Raw genomic sequence first — 17,837 nt, 5'->3', positions numbered from 1 at the left:
GAGGGGTGTCGGTTTTCCCCCGCCATGCTGGCCTGTCCGCCGGAAGGCCCGGGCTCTCTTCGACGCCCGGGCGGCCGTCCCGACCAGACACCACGGGCGGCAGCCCGATCTGCAACATTTTTCAGAACGGGATCCGTTGAAAGCCAAGGACATTCCCCGCGCAATGCCTCGGATCAAGGCCTTGCATGGACCCACACTGGTGATTCCCCCGGACAGCCCCTCCCCCTCCCCCTTCCCGCCCCGCCTGCCGGGCTCCCTGCCCGCAAGGCTGCCACTGGTCATCATCGGCGCCGGCCAGGCCGGGTTGTCGCTCAGCGCGCTCCTGCAGGAGGCCGGCGTCGAGCATCGCGTGCTGGAGGCCGAAACCGTGGGCGCCAGCTGGCAACGGCGCTGGGAGTCGTTCCAGACAAACACCGCCAACGCGACGATGGCCCTGCACGGTCATGCCTATGCCGGCGATGACCCGGAAGGCTTCATGGGCGCCCCGGAGGTGATCCGGCACCTCCGCGAGTATGCCCACGAGCGTTCCCTGCCGATCAGCGAGGGGTGCGTGGTCCACCGGGTCGGGCCCGAGTCCGGTGGCTATGCCATCGACAGCAGCGAGGGGCCGATCCACGCCCAGACGGTGGTGGTCGCCACCGGTGAATACCGTCGCGCGCGGATGCCCCGGGTCCCATTCGCGCCCGCACCAGGCCTCACCGTGCTGCACTCCAGCGACTACCGCAGTCCCGGCCTGCTACCCGAGGGCGCGGTGTTGGTCATCGGCGGCGGCCAGTCCGGCGCGCAGATCGCCCAGGACCTGCGCGACAGCGGTCGCAGCGTGTACTGGTCACTGGCCCAGCGTCACTCGCACACCCGCCGGCTGCGCGGCAAGGACTCGATGACCTGGTGGGACATGGCCGGGCGCATCCACCAGCATGTGAGTGAAGCGGCCGCCGTACTGGCCGGAGAACCGGATGCGCTGCGCAGGGCCCGCACTGCGGAGTTTCCGCTGATCTCGGGCAAGGGAAGCGGCGGCCGGGGCAGCTCGATCAGCCTGCTGGCGATGCACCGCGCAGGTATCAGGTTGCTGGGCCGGTTGCAGGAATTCAGTGGAAACACCGCCCGCTTTGCCGATGTCCGCCCGCAGCTGCGCACCGCGATCGAGGCCACTCGGGCCGAGTATGCCTATCTCGATTCGCTGGCCAGCGCGTACTACGCCACGCGGCCCGAACCGCGCACCGACGATGCCCGTTACATTCCCGAAGAGGTCTATCTGCACTGGGAGCCGGAACCGTCGCCATGCGCGCTGGATCTGCAGGCCGCAGGCATTCGTTCGGTGGTGCTGGCCACCGGCTTCGTCGCCGAATGGCCCTGGCTCGACGTGCAGGGCGCGCTGGATGCACAGGGCTATCCGCTTGGCGACTTCGGCGTTTCCCCGCAGCCGGGGCTGTTCTTCATCGGCATGCACAACCTGCAGCGGATGAGTTCATCGTTCCTGTGCAACGGCGGCCGTGATGCACGCGACCTGCTGCCGGCCATCCTGCGGCACCTGGGCCGAAGCGGGAGTACCGGTTCCGGCGCAGGGCAAGGGAGCCGCCGGGCATGACCCGGCGGCGCCAGACCGGCTTAACGGCCGGTCTTCACCTCGGTCCACAACCGGGTGTAGAGCTTGTCGGTCTCCGGCGTGTTGATCGAGTACGTGAACATCTTCTCGGCCACATCGGCCGGCGGGTAGATGGTCGGGTCGGTACGGATCGCCTCATCCACCAGCGGGGTCGCAGTCGGCACCGGGTTGGCGTAGTGGATGAAGTTGGTGTTGGCCGCGGCAACCTTCGGCTGCAGCAGATAGTTGATGAACGCGTACGCGGCGTCCGGGTGCTTGGCATCCTTCGGGATCGCCAGCATGTCGAACCACTGCGGGGCGCCTTCCTTCGGGATCGAATAGGCCACGTGCACGCCATTGCTGGCTTCCTCGGCGCGGTCGCGGGCCTGGATGATGTCACCCGACCAGCCGACCACCAGGCAGGTGCCGCCATTGGCCAGCGACCCCACGTACTGCGAGGAGTGGAAGTTCTGCACGTACGGGCGGATCGACTTCAGCAGGTCGGCCGCCTTCTGCAGCTCGGCCGGGTCACCGCTGTGCGGGTCCAGACCCAGGTAATGCAGCGCGATCGGAATCATGTCCGCCGGCGTGTCCAGGATGGTCACGCCGCAGTCCTTCATCTTGCTGATGTTCTCCGGCTTGAACACCAGGTCCCAGCTGTTGGCGATATCGGTGCTGCCGCCAAAGCGCTGCTTCAGCATCTCCACGTTGTAGCCGATGCCGGTGGTACCGATCATGTACGGCACGCCGTACTGGTTGCCCGGGTCCTGGGTGGCGATGCGCTTCATCACCGCCGGGTCGAGGTTGGCCAGGTTCGGGATCTTGCTCTTGTCCAGCGGCAGGAACACGCCGGCCTGGATCTGACGACCGAAGAAGTTCAGGGTCGGCACCACCACGTCGTAGCCGCTGTTGCCGGCCAGCAGCTTGGTCTCGACCATCTCATCACTGTCGAACACATCGTAGGTCACCTTGATGCCGCTCTCCTTCTCGAAGGTCGGGATGGTGTCCTCGGCGATGTAATCGCTGTAGTTGTAGACGTTCAGGACCTGGCTGTCCTGCGCGCCGCCGTTGCCACCGCTGCAGGCGGCGAGCATGGCGGAGGCCAGGCCGAGCGTGAGGATACGCAGCTTCATCGGGTGCTCCAGAATGCGGAAAGGGGGGCCGGCGGGGCCGGCAACGGGTGCCAGCCTACCCCCCGGCGGCGGATTATTCTATTCCAGATGCTCAGACGTTCAGCAGCAGGAACTCGCGCTCCCACGAGCTGATGACGCGGAAGAAGGTCTCGTATTCCTTGCGCTTGACCGAGATGTAGGCGCGGCAGAAGCGCTCGCCCAGCAGCGCCTGCAGCTCGCTGCACTGCTCCAGCCCGTCCAGCGCTTCGCCCAGCGAGCGCGGCAGGTTGTAGCCCAGTTCCTTGGCACTGCCGGTCACCGGTGCATCCGGTGCCAGCCGCTCACGGATGCCCAGCAGGCCGCAGGCCAGGGTCGCGGCCATCGCCAGGTAGGGGTTGGCGTCGGAGCCGGCGAAGCGGCTTTCCACGCGCATGTTCTCAGGCGTGTCCAGCGGCACGCGCAGCCCGCAGGTGCGGTTGTCATAGCCCCAGTGCACGTTGCTCGGCGAGACCTCGCCGAACACCAGTCGCCGATAGGAATTCACATTCGGCGCGAAGAACGCCATTGCCTGCGGCACGTACTTCTGCAGGCCGCCCAGGTAGTGGCCGAACACCGGGCTGAACTCGCCTTCGGCATGGGTCTCGCCGGCGAACACATTGCTGCCATCGCTCACCCGCACCAGGCTCTGGTGGATGTGCATGGCGCTGCCCGGCTCGTTCTCCATCGGCTTGGCCAGGAAGGTGGCATACACCCCGTGGCGCATCGCTGCCTCGCGCATGGTGCGCTTGAACAGGAACACCTGGTCGGCCAGGTCCATCGCATCGGCGTGGGTGAAGTTCACCTCCAGCTGCGCTGCGCCGGATTCGTGGATCAGCGTGTCCACGTCCAGCTTCATCGCGTCGGCGTAGTCGTACATCAGGTCGAGGATCGGGTCGAATTCGTTGACCGCGTCGATCGAGTACGACTGCCGCGCGGTTTCCGGGCGCCCGGAGCGGCCGGCCGGTGGCAGCAGTGGGAAGTCCGGGTCGGTGTTCTTCTGCACCAGGAAGAACTCCAGCTCCGGCGCCACCACCGGGCGCAGGCCCAGCTCGGCGTAGGCTGCCAGCACCCGGCGCAGCACATTGCGCGGTGCCAGTTCGTGGGGCTCACCGTTCTTCGTGTAGCAATCGTGGATGACCTGCGCGGTGGCATCGGCCGCCCACGGCACCATGCGCACCGTGTCCGGATCGGGGCGCAGCATCATGTCCGAGTCCGACGGCGAGGTCAGCTCGTAGTAGTCATCAGGGAACTCGCCGGTGACGGTGGTGGCGAAGATGCCTTCGGGCAGCCGCGTACCGTAGTCGTGCGAGAACTTGTCGGCGGGAATGATCTTGCCGCGCGCGTTGCCGGTGATGTCCGGCACCAGGCATTCGACCTCGGTGATGCGCCGCTCCTTCAGCCAGCGCAGCAGGCTGCTTTCCTGCGGTGCGGGGGGCGTGGCCGTCTTGCGCGGGCGCGTTCGGGAACTCATCGGGAATCCAGTCGGTTCTGTTGGTGCTGCCGGCAAGCTTGGCCGAACGCACGGAAAATAGCGTGATAGAACGGCGCCTGCATGACACGCCACTCCGGGTGCCACTGTACGCCGAGCACGAAACGATGGTGCAGGCTGCGCGCCGCCTCGACCAGTCCATCATCAGCCACGGCCTCGACCTGCAGACCCTGCGCGAGGCGGGCAATGCCCTGCCCGTGCACCGAATTGACCTGCGCCCGGTCACTGCCGTGCCACTGCGCCAACCAGCCATCGGTAGCCAGGGTGATCGCATGGGCCGGCCCATACTGCACCTCCACCGGCGCCTGCGGGTCTTCGCGATGATCGGACAGGCCCGGCACCGCATGCACCTGCGGATGCAGGCTGCCACCCAGCGCGACGTTCAGTTCCTGGAAGCCGCGGCAGATCGCCAGTACCGGAAGATCCTGCGCCAAAGCCTCACGCAGCAACGCGAACGCATTGGCATCACGGGCCGGGTCATGCGGATTGCCCGGCCAGCTGCGACCGCCCTCGTAGTGCTGCGGTTCGATGTTGCTGACCGCGCCGGTCAACAGCAGGCCATCAAGCCCCTGCAGCCAGTCGCCAGCCGGCAAAGGAGGCTGCAGGCTCGGCAGTACCACCGGGGTCACTTCGGCGGACTCGGCCAGCGCGCGCACGTACTTCTCGCCGGCCACCGCGAAGCGGTGATGGCCGAGCACGGTACTGTCGGTGGGCAGGCCCACCCAGGGCAGGCGGCGCATGGAAAAACTCCTTGACGTGCCGACACGTTACCCGTCGCCCGCCGAGGGCGGCAAGTCGTCGCCGTCACACCATGGCTGTCACGCATCGGCGAAACTACGCGGGTGAATGCTGATCGTCCTCTCCCGCTCCCCCCTCCCGCACTGCGCCCGCGAGGCCCGCGGTGAGCGCCGCCTTCCCGCCCAGCTGGTACGCCGCCAGCCTGCCCGAACCGCCCGCACTGCCCTCGTTGCGGGGGGATGTGCAGGCCGATGTCGCAGTGCTCGGCGCGGGTTATACCGGCCTGACCGCCGCACTTGAACTGGCTACGCGCGGCCAGCGCGTGGTGGTGCTGGACGCGCAGCGGATCGGCTGGGGCGCGTCCGGTCGCAACGGTGGCCAGGCGCTGGTCGGCTATGGCTGCGAGGTGGACGAGCTGGAGCGTCAGCTCGGTCGTGATGATGCGCGCCACCTGTTCGACTGGTCACGCGACGCGGTGCAGGCAATGCGCACACGCATCGATCGCCACGGCATCGACTGCCATTGGGTGGAAGGCCACGCCAGCGTCGCGATCCGCGAACGCCATGAGCGCGACCTGCGGGCCAACTGCGAGCATCTGCAACGCCACTACGACTACCCCATGCAGTGGTGGGACCGTGATGCCCTGCGCGCACAGCTGGACAGCCCGCGCTACCGCGCCGCGATGTTCGATCCGCTCAGCGCGCATCTGCAGCCCCTGGCCTATGCCCGCGGACTGGCCGATGCGGCGCGTGCGGCCGGCGCGGTGATCCACGAGAACTCCGCAGTGACCCGCGTGCAGCTCGGACCGCAGCCCACCCTGCATACCGCGCAGGGAAGCGTGCGCGCCGCGCATCTGGTGGTGGCCGGCAACGCCTGGCTGCAGGGCCTGCTGCCCGAGCTGGAACGGCGGATCATGCCGGTCGGCACCTATATCGGCGCCAGCGCGCCGCTGGGTGCCGAGCGCGCCCATGCCCTGATCGGCAACAACATGGCCGTGGCCGACACCGCCTGGGCACTGGACTACTTCCGTCTCAGCCACGACCACCGCCTGCTGTTTGGTGGCCGTGCCAGCTATTCAGCACTGCCCCCGCCCGGCCTGCGCGGGGTGATGCAGCGGCGCATGCACCAGGTGTTCCCGCAGCTGGCCGACGTGGCGCTGGAGCAGGTCTGGGGCGGTTATGTGGACATTACCCGCAACCGCGCCCCGCATTGGGGCCGGCTGGACGGCAACCTGTACTTCGCGCAGGGGTTCTCCGGCCATGGGGTGGCCGCCGCCGGGCTGGCCGGTGAGGTGATCGCCGCTGCCATTGCAGGCCAGAGCGAGCGCCTGGATGTGTTCCAGCGCCTGCGGCATGCCCCCTTCCCTGGCGGCCGGCTGCTGCGCACGCCGCTGCTGGTGGCGGCGATGTCGTGGTACAAGCTGCGGGATGCGTTGTGGTGAGTTGATCAGGGATCACCCTGAATTGGCTCCCTCGGAAACTGTGAAACCCGTCGCCACGGGAATTCATGTGATGATTTTCTCACTTGCCCGGCGCTGCGCTGCGGAGATTGCATAATCGAACGCGTGTCGATACCGTCGGCACGAACCGGGTCCCGCGGCGAATGGATGCTGACAGGGAACGTACTGTGAAGGGGTAGTGCGATTGAATTGGTGGAATGAAGGCCTGCAGCTGAAGTTGCGCATCCATCCGGCAGGACTTGCCTTGGCTGTGCTGTATGCCATTGCCTGTTGGGCCACCCGCCAGTTGTCCCTTGATCAGTTCTACCTACCTGCCGGCGTTCGCGTGGCTGCAGTGCTGCTATGCCCAACGCGGTTCTGGCCTTATCTGCTGCTGGGTGAGTACGCCTACTTTGCGCAGATGCGATTGCCGATGGTTGAAAAGTACGGCGCAGCCTGGGCCATCCTCGCGTCAGGCGTGCTGATGCCTGCAGTAATGCTCATCACCCGCTGGGCCCGCAGCTTTTTTGCGAACTCGGTCACATCCCGTCTTCTGGCCATCGCGTTCCTTTCCTCCGTCGTGGTCACTCTCTTGAATGTGAGCCTTTCCCAACTGCTTTGGCCAACGCCACCCGCAGATTCGGCGCTTGCGTTCCTTTCCCGTGCAGCACGTTTCAGCGTAGGTGATTTCATTGCCATCCTTACGGTGACTCCCCTCGCATTGCTTTGGGCAATGAGAAACACCGAACCACACTGGAAGACCATTTTCACAGGCCCCACCGCCGTGGCCCTGTTGTTGATGACATTGCTCGGCGTTACCGCATCGTTGATTCCCAACGAAGCCAGTACACTCCGGACGTCCCTGCAGTTACTGATGGGGCTGCCCGTGATCGCACTCACGTGCCTGCATGGCTGGCGCGGTGCGGCCGTCGGCGTACCGATGCTGAATCTGATTATTGGCCTGACAACGCCAAAGCCCTATGCAGCAGCCTTTGATGCCGCAACGTTCACCACACAGCAAATCATGGCCATCACGGGAGTAGCACTACTGCTGCTTGGCTCCCGTATAAGCCACTTTCGTCGGCGCTATCAGTTGCGTGAGGTGGGCGAAAAGAACGCCATCAACCTTGCGCGCAGCTCGCACCTGGCGAGCGAGTCAGATCTTCGCGAACGCGCGATTCACCTGCGCAAGCTGGGTGACGGCATCGACCTGTCGCTTTCGGAAGTCATCAACTGGCTCAACAGCCACGGTCATTCCGCAATTGCCAACAGCCTGACTCACACAGCCAATGTGCACTCCCGGCTGTTCCGCGAACAGGCAAGCCTGGTGTATCCCACTGCGCTTGAGCAGTTGGGTCTGTATGTTGCACTGCAGGCCGGAGGCGTGCGCTCGGCGTGGGTCAATACGCACCGCGTAGCCGAACCGCGCCTTGCCGGTGATCCCTGCCGTCTCAGCCTGGACTTGCAGCTGACGGCATACCGGACTCTCATCGATGCTGTTTCTTTGTTGTTGAAGTGCGAATCCGGGCAGGTCATCGTCCGGGCACGCTGCGTCAACGCGGGACAACAGCGAGGAATCGTCATGACAGCCTCGCTGCTGGATCGGCATCGCGCATTGTCCCCAACAACCGTCAGTCTCGTCAGGGAGCGGTTGGCCGGGCGTGCGCTGGCCTTTGGTGGGTCCGTTCACTGTCGCCAAAGCCGCATCGTCATGGTGCTGGTGGAGCCTGGCACCACGACACTGCGTGAGTCGCAAGAAGGGAGTTCATTTGGCGCCCGAGTTGCATCTTCCGCCTAGGCTCAAAATCGGGTGAACGCCTGACCACAGTCGCACCGGCGTGCCGGTGAACGGACACATGGCTGACCGAGATTTGGCTGAGAACGGTTGACCAACAGGTGATGTTTGCCACCTGCTGACCAGTGATTACTGCGTTTCGATGGCCCAGACCGCACTTGTACCGGCGCTGTAGCGCACCAACACGAAACCATTTCCGCGATAGACCAGCGAGCGGATTGCATTGCCTGGTACTGGCAACGGCTGGCCTGGCAACGACACAGGTATCTGCGCCTTGCCGGCCGGGAGCGCCCAGAAAACTCCACCAGCGTTGCCTATGATGACCTGGATGCGACCAGCGAGGTCATTTACCTGGAAATAGGAAATACCATCACGCTGGAAACCGTAGACCTGCCAAGCAGGATCCTGGCTCAGATTGACCGTCGCAGGGAATGCCTCCCCCAGCCCCTGCCGGCTCAAACGGATACCGTGATCGTCAGACTGTGCCCAAACCGCCATCGGCAGCCCAGCGGCGATGATCACTCCCAACACCGCCCCAGCATTAGTTACTCGCATTTTTTTTCCTCGATAAAGAAAACGAAGAGCACGATGAAACTCCCACCCTGTTGAGCCGGGCACCGCCGTCAATGCTCCGCCGCACGGCACCCTCGCCTCACCTGGGCATTCAAGGACCACTATATGTCTATGGGCCCTCTTGATACATAGCAGCGCGCATCTGGATGCAATGTGGAAAACTGCGTCCGCCGCGGAAGATCAGGAACCAACTACCAGCACCCTGTGGGCGCCCTATGCCCCCCGTAGAGATTGCACGTCCTTTCGTCTACAGATAGTGTCCACATCGGGCTTGGCGTGATGCCCCGGAGCATGGGAGGCTCAGGCTTGGACCGATTCAAGAAGGCAATTGAGCTGAGCTTCCGGATCCGTCCGGTCGGTCTTGTGCTGGCCGCCACCTATGCTGCCAGCTGCCTCATATCGCGTCAGTTCTCGCTGGATCAGTTCTTCCTGCCCGCAGGTATCCGGGCAGCGGCGCTGCTGATCGTCCCGACCCGTCTGTGGCCCTACCTGCTGCTGGGCGAGTATGCGTACTTCGCAACGCTGCGCATTCCTATGATCGACTCCTATGGCCTGGATTGGGTCATTCTGGCTTCGACACTGCTGATGCCGATGGCGATGCTGGTGGTCTACCTGCATCGAAGGAGAATGCCGTCCGAGGCAGCCACCGGCCTCTGGCTGCTGTCGTTGTCGATCTGCACGGCACTGTTCGTCCCGGCTCTCAACCTGAGCATTTCATATGTCCTCTGGTCGAATCCTCCGCCGAGCAACCTGCTGGACGCGGTCGACCGAACGATCTTTGGCCACTTCGCGGCCATCATTACCCTGCTCCCACTGGCCTTTCTTTGGGCGCAGCGGCACGTGGATCCCAGTTGGAGCACCCGCTTTGTCGCGCCTACAGCTGCGGCGATCCTGGCGATGCTGATACTGGGGTTGGGCATGCAACTGACAGACAGCAGCGCCCATACCACCCGCACACACCTTGTCCTGCTGGCGGCTCTGCCTGCCATCGCCCTGACCTTCATGCATGGCTGGCGTGGCGCTGCCATCGCGATTCCGCTGTTGAATCTCCCACTTCACGGCGCTACGCCCAGTACCGGCCTGCCCTCCTCTTTCGACCTCGGTACGTTCGCCACCCAACAGAACATGGCTGTGATCAGCGTCGCATTGCTCGCACTCGGATCCAGCATCAGCTATCACCATCAACGCGCACAAGCCCGTTGGCAGGCTGAACGGAACGCCCTGCGTCTGGCACGCAGTTCCCACCAGACCAGCGAGCGTGAGCTGCGTGAACGCGCGGCCCATCTGAAGCATCTGGGCGAGGGCATGGACAGTTCGCTCAGCGAGATGGTCAGCTGGCTGAAGGATCAGGGTCATCATGCCGTGGCGAACAGCCTGCAACACGCGTCATCCGTGCACTCACGTCTGTTCCGCGAGCAGGCCAGCATGGTCTACCCCACCGGGCTGGAGCAGGTCGGGTTGTACATCGCGCTGCAAGCAGGCGGCGCATGCGAGATCTGGAACAACACGCATCGCGTCATTCCGCCCAGGCTGGCGGGTAACCCTTGTCTGCTGACTGTAGATCTGCAACTGGCCATCTATCGCTCCTTGATCGAGGCGGTGTCACTGCTGCTGGAGCTGGAGACCGGGCAGGTCTGCGTGCGTGCCCGAAGTGGCCGGGCGGGCGGACGTCGCGGCATCGTTGCTGTCGTGAGCCTGCTCGACCGTGGTTGCACGCTGTCGGCACGCACCACCGACCAGGCCGTCGAGCGCCTGGCCGGTCGAATGCTTGCTTACGGCGGCAAGGTCAACTGCCGGGGCAATCGGCTGCGACTGGTCCTGCATGAATCGATCAGCCACGCGGCGCCAGCGGCGGCCTGACACGGAATCTGGCCCAGCGCGCAACGTTCGCCGCTAAAGTTACACCCGAAACCGCCGCTATCCGTGCCGAGCCCTCCTTCGTGAGCCACCGAATCATGCCCGTCCTGCCGCAGGCCGCCGTCGATGGCGACCTGGCCGATCCCCTGCCACAGCGGATCCTGCTGGTCGAAAACTCCCGTGCGTTCACCGGCATGCTGCGCGAAGCCATCGAACAGCGCCTGGAACTGCCAGTGGTGATCGCCTCCACTCTGGCCGAGGCCGACCGCCTGCTCAACGAAGGCGGCGGCTGGTTCCTGGTGCTGACCGGGTTGGTGCTGGCCGACGGCGACCGTGATGCGGTGGTCGAGTTCTTCCTCAAGCGCGACCTGCCCACCGTGGTGGTCAGCGGCGTGTACGACGAGGACCTGCGCAAGCGCGTGCTGCAGCAGCAGATCATCGACTACGTGCTGAAGAACACCCCCGGCAGCATCGACTACCTGGTGTGGCTGGTGCAGCGGCTGGAACGCAACCGCCGCATCGCCGCGCTGGTGGTGGACGATTCGCCGTCCGCGCGTGGCTATGCTGCGGCCCTGCTGCGCATGTACGGCCATGAGGTGCATGAAGCCGCCGACGGCAACGAGGGCCTGGCTGCGATCGAGGCGCACCCGGCGATCCGCCTGGCGGTGGTCGACCAGGAAATGCCCGGCATGCAGGGCGTGGAGTTCACCCGTCGCCTGCGCACCCTGCGCTCGCGCGACAAGGTGGCGGTGATTGGCATCTCCGGCAATACCGATGCCTCGCTGATCCCGCGCTTCCTGAAGAACGGCGCCAACGATTTCCTGCGAAAACCCTTTTCGCGCGAGGAATTCTTCTGCCGTGTCTCGCAGAACGTGGACCAGCTGGAACTGATCGGCACCCTGCAGGATCTGGCCACCCGCGACTTCCTGACCGGCCTGCCCAACCGCCGCTGCTTCCTGGAGCAGAGCCAGCGCCAGCTGCCGCAGCTGCAGCTGCATGGCCAGTGCGTGGCGGTGGCGATGATCGACATCGACCACTTCAAGCACATCAATGACACCCACGGCCATGAAGCCGGCGACGATGCACTGCGTGCGGTGGCCGGCGCAGTGGCCGCACATGCGCGCAGCCAGGACCTGATCGCACGTTTCGGTGGTGAGGAGTTCTGCCTGCTGGTGCCGGACATGGAACAGGACGAGGCGCTGCTGTACTTCGAGGAACTGCGCCAGCGCATCGCCGCACTGGAAGTGGACATCGGCACCGCCACCCTGCGCATGACGGTCAGCATCGGCCTGTGCTGCCTGCGCCCGCAGCGTGATGCACTGCACCGGTTGATCTCCGAGGCCGACCGCCAGCTGTACCTGGCCAAGGCCGGTGGCCGCAACCGGGTCAGCTGCACCACGGTGGCCAGCCCGCTGCGCCCGCGCGAGCCTGCCCTGCCCTGACCGGCCCGCTTTGATCCAGATCAACGCCGCACCCGCGCGGCAGTTCTACAGTCGGCCCCGACATACGCATGAAGGGGAGCCGGGGATGGCACTACTGGTCTGGCAGGACGATCTGAACATCGGCATCGATGTGATCGACCAACAACACCGCCGCATCATCGAGATGCTCAACCACCTGCACGTGGCCCAGGCCAGCATGCAGCGTGCGGCGGTGGGTGAAGTGATCGATGAGGTGGTGGACTACACCATGTCGCACTTCGCGTTCGAGGAAGAGCTGATGGAGGAAGCGGGCTATCCGTTCTGTGCCGCGCACAAGCGCGTGCATGAGGTCTTCATCAAGCGGGTATCGGAGTACCGCATGCGCTTCCAGGCCGGTGAGGACATCAGCGATGAACTGCGCACCATGCTCTCGCGCTGGCTGTTCAACCACATCCGCGGTGATGACCAGGCCTATGCCGAACAGGTCAAGGCGCACCTGAACCAGTTCGCCCGCGAACACCAGGGCGGCGGTTGGCTGGGGTGCACGCTCAAGCGCTTCTTTGGTTGAGCCGCAGCGCGCGCCGGTGCAGTGCCACCAGCGCGCACAGGGTCGCCACCGCGGTCAGGCACAGGTAGTAGCCCACCGCGACCAGGCCGAAGCGTTCGGCCAGCCAGGTGGCCAGGTACGGCGCTGGCGCCGCGCCGAGGATGCCGGCCAGGTTGAATGACAGCGACGCGCCGGTATAGCGCACCTCCACCGGGTAGATCTCGGCCAGGAAAGTGCCGCAGGGGCCGTAGGTCAGGCCCATCAGGAACAGGCCCAGGCACAGGAAGCCAGTGACCAGCCACGGGCTGTGCGGCTGGAACAGCGGTGCGAACAGCACACCGAAGCCGACGATCAGTACGCTGGCAACGATCATCGTGCGCCGCGTGCCCCAACGGTCGCCATAGCGCGCCGACAGCGGGATGCCCAGCGCGAAGAACAGCATGCCGGCCATCTGCATCAGCAGGAACTGCTCGCGGCTGTAGCCCAACACTGCAGTGCCATGGCCGAGACTGAACACCGTCATCAGGTAGAACAGCACGAAGGTGGCGAACGCGCCCAGGGTGCCCAGCAGCATCGGCACCGGATGATCACGCAGCACGGTCCACATCGGCAGCCGCACCGGCGCCTTGCGCTCCAGTGCCTTCTTGAAATCGGGTGTCTCGTGGATGTTCAGGCGCACCCACAGGCCGAGGCCGACCAGCAGCGCGCTGGCCACGAACGGAATACGCCAGCCCCATTGCAGGAAGTCGTCCTGGCTCAGGCAGCGGCCAAGCACGAGGAAGATGCCGGCCGACAGCAGAAAGCCGAGCGGTGCGCCCAGCTGCGGGAACATGCCGTACCAGGCGCGCTTGCCCGGCGGTGCGTTCTCGGTGGCCAGCAGCACCGCCCCGCCCCATTCCCCGCCCAGGCCCAGACCCTGGCCGAAGCGGCACAGCGCCAGCAGCGCCGGGGCCCACAGGCCGATCTGGGCATGGGTGGGCAGCAGGCCGATCAGCACCGTGGACAGGCCCATGGTCAGCAGCGCGGCCACCAGTGTGGCCTTGCGGCCGATGCGGTCACCGAAGTGGCCGAACACCGCCGAGCCCACCGGGCGCGCGATGAACGCGACCGCAAACGTTGCCAGTGACTGCAGCAGCGCGGCCTGTTCGCTGCTGTCCGGGAAGAACAGGTGCGGAAACACCAGCACTGCAGCCGTGGCGTAGATGTAGAAATCGAAGAACTCGATGGTGGTGCCGATCAGGCTGGCCAGCAGGACTCGACTGGGGGAATTCACGGGTGGCGCGGCAGCGGTGATCGTCGACATCGGCAACACGGGTAACGGCGGATCGCCCGATTCTGCCACGCGCCGATGGCCACACGGGGCGATGGTTTCAGCCGACACCGATGCCAACGGAATTTTTCGGGCCGCCCGCTAGTCTGCGCCACCGGTCCCTGCATGGATGCTTTGCCGATGACTGCAGTCGCGCTGTCGTGGTCCGATTCGCCGAAGCTGCCGCGCATGGCGGCATGGCTGGCGGTGCTGCTGGTGCATGGGTTGATGGCAGTGTGGCTGCTGGGCAGTGGCAGGATGACGCTGCGCAGCGACGAAGGTGCCAGGATTTCATTGCGCTGGATACCGCCGGAGCACCCCCCGGCGGTTCAACCACATCCGGCGCCCCCCACCACATCGGCGGCGCGTCCGGCCCCCTCGACAGCGCCACGCCCGACCCCGTCGGCACCCACGGATGTCAGCACGCCCGCGTCCGAGGAACCGCCTGCACCGGCGCCACTGATGCTGGACCTGCCTGCGGGCAGCATCGATGGCGGTGACGGTATCAGCGCGGCGGGCGTGGCGCCACGCCTGATCGGTCGGCGCGAGGTCCATCCCGCGTTCGGGCCGCGCCGCAATTACTTCCGGATCCGTCGGCAGATGACCCCCGAGCAGATCGTGCATGGCGTGGCGCAGCTGCTGGGGTTGTGGCCACCGGGGTACATCGTCGACCCGTGCGAGCTGGGCAAGCAGGACATGGACTATTTCCAGAACGCCGTCGAAGAAGCCGACCGCGACATGCTGCGTGCGGCCGTGCTGCAGGTGAGCACCCGCTGCCGGTAGAGGGCACGCCTTTGTAGAGTCGAGCCATGCTCGACTGCTCTTGCCGAGATGCAGCCGAGCATGGCTCGGCGCTACAGAGGGGCGAACGGCAGTCGAGCATGGCTCGACTCTACAAAGAGCGAACAGCCGTCCAGCAATCGCGTCGTTACAACTGGATCCAGGTAGCCTTGATCTCGCTGTACTTGTCGAACGCATGCAGTGACTTGTCCCGCCCATTGCCGGACTGCTTGTAACCACCAAACGGGGCGGTCATGTCGCCACCATCCCAGCCGTTCACCCAGACACTACCCGCGCGCAACTGCCGCGCGACCCGATGGGCGCGGCTGAGATCACGCGTCCACAGGCCCGCGGCCAGGCCGTAGCGACTGTCATTGGCCAGGCGCACCGCTTCGGCCTCGTCGTCGAAGCCGAGTACGGCCAGCACCGGCCCGAATACTTCCTCACGCGCCAAGGCCTGCTCCGGGCGCACCTGGTCGAACACTGTCGGCTGCACATAGCTGCCGCCGGCCTCGACCTCGGCCCGTCGCCCACCCAGCAGCAGCCGCGCGCCCTCGCCTTCTGCGCGTGCAATATCGTCCATCACCTTGTGCAGATGCGCGGCATCCACCAGCGCGCCCATCGGTGCATCGGCCTCCAGCGGATGCTGCGGCTGCATGTGCTGGCCATGGGCGACCACCTGGTGCACGAAATCCTCGCGGATCGAGCGCTGGACCAGCAGCCGGGAGCCGGCAGTACAGACTTCGCCCTGGTTGAAGAAGATGCCCTGTGCCACCGCCTTGGCGGCGACGTCCAGATCGGGGGCGTCGGCAAACACCACATGCGGGCTCTTGCCACCACACTCCAGCCAGACCCGCTTGAGGTTGGATCGCCCTGAATACTGCAGCAGCTTCGCGCCGGTGGCAGTGGAACCGGTGAAGGCCAGCACGTCCACGTCCATGTGCAGGGCCAACGGTTCACCGACGCGCGCACCGTGGCCCGGCAACACGTTCAGTACGCCCTCCGGCAGGCCCGCCTCGGCGGCCAGTGCGGCCAGCCGCAGCGCACTCAGCGGTGACCGCTCGGAAGGCTTGAGCACCACCGAGTTGCCCATGGCCAAGGCCGGTGCGATCTTCCAGCACGCCATCAACAGCGGGAAGTTCCATGGCACGATGGCCGCCACTACGCCAGCGGCCTCACGCGTGACCAGCCCCAGCTCGTGCGGGCCGGTGGGCGCGACCTCGCCGTACAGCTTGTCCACCGCTTCAGCGGTCCAGCGCAGGCAGCGCACCACGCCGGGCAGGTCGATACGGCGCGCGTCACGCACCGGCTTGCCCATGTCCAGGGTTTCCAGCAGGGCCAGTTCATCGGCGTGCGCTTCCACCAATGCCGCCATCGCCAGCAGCACGCGCTTGCGATGGGCCGGAGTGGCCTGCGACCAGTGGCCCGCCTCGAAGCTGCGTCGCGCGGCCAGGACCGCGCGCTCGACATCCTGCGCGTCGCAGTCGGCAACCGCGCCCAGCACGCGACCGTCGATCGGGCTGATGCAGTCGAAGCGGGCGCCACTGGCGGCATCGACATAGCGGCCGTCGATGAAGGCCTGGCCCGGCATCGACAACTGGAGGGCCAGCGCCTGCCAATGGCTACGGTCGGGGAAATCAGCCATGGGAAGCTCCAACATTCAACGAGCCTTCGTTATACCGGGACCGCCGCGACTCCGCCGTGACGCGGCTGCGCTACATTCGTCGCATCGGACCCGACGGAGCTGGCATGAAGCGTCCCGAAAGCGACCTGCACGACCTGGCCACCCAGCGCCCCGAGTCACTGGACGCGTACTGGATGCCGTTCACCGCCAACCGCCAGTACAAGGCGGCACCACGCATGCTGGTGCGCGCCGAAGGCATGCACTATGAGGATGTCGACGGCCGCCAGATCCTCGATGGCACTGCCGGCCTGTGGTGCTGCAACGCCGGCCATGCCCGCCCACGCATTGTCGATGCCATCGCCGAGCAGGCACGCACGCTCGACTACTCGCCGGCCTTCCAGATGGGCTCGCCGCCGGCCTTCGCGCTGGCGCAGCGACTGGCCGCGCTGGCTCCGGGCCCGCTCAACCATGTGTTCTTCACCAGCTCCGGCTCCGAGGCGGTGGATACGGCGATGAAGATCGTGCTGGCCTACCACCGCCAGCGTGGCGAGGGCCAGCGCACCCGCTTCATCAGCCGCGAGAAGGCCTATCACGGCGTCGGTTTCGGCGGCATGGCACTTGGCGGGCTGCCCAACAACCGCAGGGCGTTCGGCCTGCAACTGGGTGGCGTGGACTACCTGCGCCACACCCTGGACCTGCCGCGCAATGCGTTCAGCAAGGGCCTGCCGCGCCAGGGCGCGGAACTGGCCGACGACCTGGAAAGACTGATCACGCTGCACGACGCCTCGACGATTGCCGCCGTCTTCGTCGAGCCCATCGCCGGCTCCGCCGGGGTCATCCTGCCTGCGCCCGGCTACCTGCAGCGCCTGCGCGAGCTGTGCGACCACCACGGCATCCTGCTGGTGTTCGATGAGGTCATCACCGGTTTCGGCCGGGTCGGCATGCCGTTCGCCGCGCAGCGCTTCGGGGTCACCCCGGACCTGCTGACCTTTGCCAAGGCGGTCAGCAACGGCGCGGTGCCACTGGGCGGCGTGCTGGCCAGCGACGCCGTGCATACCACGCTGATGCAGGCCCCGCCGCAGGCCATCGAGCTGTTCCATGGCTATACCCATTCCGGCCACCCGCTGGCCTGCGCCGCAGCGCTGGCGACGCTGGACGTCTATGCCGAGGAGCGCCTGTTCGAGCGTGCCATCGAGCTGGGCGAGTACTGGCAGGAACGGCTGCATGCACTGCAGGGCCTGCCCAACGTGATCGACATCCGCAACTTCGGGCTGGTCGGCGCGGTCGAGCTGGCACCGCGCCGCGATGCTCCCGGCAGCCGTGGCTACGAGGTGTTCCGGCGCTGCTTCCACGACGGCCGGTTGCTGGTGCGCTGCACCGGCGACATCATCGCGCTGTCGCCGCCACTGATCGTGGACAAGGCACAGATCGACCAGATCACCGGCACCCTGGGCGAGATGATCCGGGCCACCGCCTGAGCCCGGGCCAGCGGTGGCGAGCGGGTACAATGGGCGGCTCCGCTCCTGCTCG

Annotated in this window: 14 protein-coding genes; 8 read left to right on the top strand and 6 right to left on the bottom strand. The window is 65.9% G+C overall.

Annotated elements, in window-relative coordinates:
- Window positions 1-163: 163 nt before the first annotated feature.
- Window positions 164-1,588, top strand: a complete 1,425-nt coding sequence (locus AC5QAH_RS09410) for a flavin-containing monooxygenase (protein WP_043400424.1) — start codon at window positions 164-166, stop codon at window positions 1,586-1,588.
- A 20-nt stretch (window positions 1,589-1,608) separates the two neighbouring features.
- Here the strand turns inward: AC5QAH_RS09410 and AC5QAH_RS09405 are convergent, their stop codons facing one another.
- From AC5QAH_RS09405 to AC5QAH_RS09395, 3 genes are all read right to left on the bottom strand, one after another.
- Window positions 1,609-2,718 carry a polyamine ABC transporter substrate-binding protein gene (locus tag AC5QAH_RS09405; protein WP_049455533.1) on the bottom strand — a complete coding sequence of 370 codons (1,110 nt, stop codon included), beginning with the start codon at window positions 2,716-2,718 and terminating at the stop codon, window positions 1,609-1,611.
- A 91-nt stretch (window positions 2,719-2,809) separates the two neighbouring features.
- On the bottom strand, window positions 2,810-4,207 hold the full coding sequence (locus tag AC5QAH_RS09400; protein WP_019337139.1) for a glutamine synthetase family protein: 1,398 nt from the start codon (window positions 4,205-4,207) through the stop codon (window positions 2,810-2,812).
- Window positions 4,204-4,965 (bottom strand): gamma-glutamyl-gamma-aminobutyrate hydrolase family protein, encoded by a 762-nt coding sequence (locus AC5QAH_RS09395; protein WP_049455534.1) that lies wholly within the window; start codon window positions 4,963-4,965, stop codon window positions 4,204-4,206. Before AC5QAH_RS09395 ends, AC5QAH_RS09400 begins: the two co-directional genes overlap by 4 nt.
- Before the next feature lie 161 nt (window positions 4,966-5,126).
- Between AC5QAH_RS09395 and AC5QAH_RS09390 the strand changes: the two genes are divergently transcribed.
- Together AC5QAH_RS09390 and AC5QAH_RS09385 are read left to right on the top strand one after the other, a co-directional pair.
- A complete protein-coding gene (locus AC5QAH_RS09390) occupies window positions 5,127-6,404 on the top strand; it encodes an NAD(P)/FAD-dependent oxidoreductase (RefSeq protein ID WP_049455535.1) in 1,278 nt (425 codons plus the stop codon).
- A 196-nt stretch (window positions 6,405-6,600) separates the two neighbouring features.
- Window positions 6,601-8,199, top strand: coding sequence for an MASE1 domain-containing protein (locus AC5QAH_RS09385; protein WP_043400413.1), 1,599 nt, complete (start codon window positions 6,601-6,603; stop codon window positions 8,197-8,199).
- Between the two features lie 126 nt (window positions 8,200-8,325).
- Here the strand turns inward: AC5QAH_RS09385 and AC5QAH_RS09380 are convergent, their stop codons facing one another.
- Window positions 8,326-8,751 (bottom strand): hypothetical protein, encoded by a 426-nt coding sequence (locus tag AC5QAH_RS09380; protein WP_043400410.1) that lies wholly within the window; start codon window positions 8,749-8,751, stop codon window positions 8,326-8,328.
- Between the two features lie 324 nt (window positions 8,752-9,075).
- Here AC5QAH_RS09380 and AC5QAH_RS09375 point away from each other — a divergent pair, with 324 nt between their 5' ends.
- From AC5QAH_RS09375 to AC5QAH_RS09365, 3 genes are all read left to right on the top strand, one after another.
- Window positions 9,076-10,629 (top strand): MASE1 domain-containing protein, encoded by a 1,554-nt coding sequence (locus tag AC5QAH_RS09375; protein WP_043400407.1) that lies wholly within the window; start codon window positions 9,076-9,078, stop codon window positions 10,627-10,629.
- Window positions 10,630-10,724: 95 nt separating this feature from the next.
- Window positions 10,725-12,068 carry a diguanylate cyclase gene (locus AC5QAH_RS09370; RefSeq protein ID WP_049455536.1) on the top strand — a complete coding sequence of 448 codons (1,344 nt, stop codon included), beginning with the start codon at window positions 10,725-10,727 and terminating at the stop codon, window positions 12,066-12,068.
- An 85-nt stretch (window positions 12,069-12,153) separates the two neighbouring features.
- Window positions 12,154-12,615, top strand: a complete 462-nt coding sequence (locus AC5QAH_RS09365; protein WP_495232272.1) for a bacteriohemerythrin — start codon at window positions 12,154-12,156, stop codon at window positions 12,613-12,615.
- On the opposite strand, the gene AC5QAH_RS09360 is transcribed toward AC5QAH_RS09365, so the two are convergent.
- Entirely contained in the window at window positions 12,596-13,897 is a 1,302-nt protein-coding gene (locus tag AC5QAH_RS09360; RefSeq protein ID WP_010486179.1) for an MFS transporter, read from the bottom strand. The genes AC5QAH_RS09365 and AC5QAH_RS09360 overlap by 20 nt on opposite strands.
- A gap of 147 nt (window positions 13,898-14,044) precedes the next feature.
- Here AC5QAH_RS09360 and AC5QAH_RS09355 point away from each other — a divergent pair, with 147 nt between their 5' ends.
- Window positions 14,045-14,686, top strand: a complete 642-nt coding sequence (locus AC5QAH_RS09355) for a membrane protein (RefSeq protein WP_043400395.1) — start codon at window positions 14,045-14,047, stop codon at window positions 14,684-14,686.
- A gap of 145 nt (window positions 14,687-14,831) precedes the next feature.
- Here AC5QAH_RS09355 and AC5QAH_RS09350 read toward each other — a convergent pair whose 3' ends face one another.
- Entirely contained in the window at window positions 14,832-16,328 is a 1,497-nt protein-coding gene (locus tag AC5QAH_RS09350; RefSeq protein WP_010486181.1) for an aldehyde dehydrogenase, read from the bottom strand.
- A gap of 104 nt (window positions 16,329-16,432) precedes the next feature.
- On the opposite strand from AC5QAH_RS09350, the gene aptA reads away from it, so the two are divergent.
- Window positions 16,433-17,785, top strand: coding sequence for an omega-aminotransferase AptA (gene aptA, locus AC5QAH_RS09345; protein ID WP_019337129.1), 1,353 nt, complete (start codon window positions 16,433-16,435; stop codon window positions 17,783-17,785).
- Window positions 17,786-17,837: the final 52 nt, after the last annotated feature.

It is taken from the genome of Stenotrophomonas sp. YJH_SMC_43, from assembly GCF_059372535.1.
Note: the sequence above shows the minus strand (reverse complement) of the source record. Positions and strands in the feature narration are given on the sequence as shown.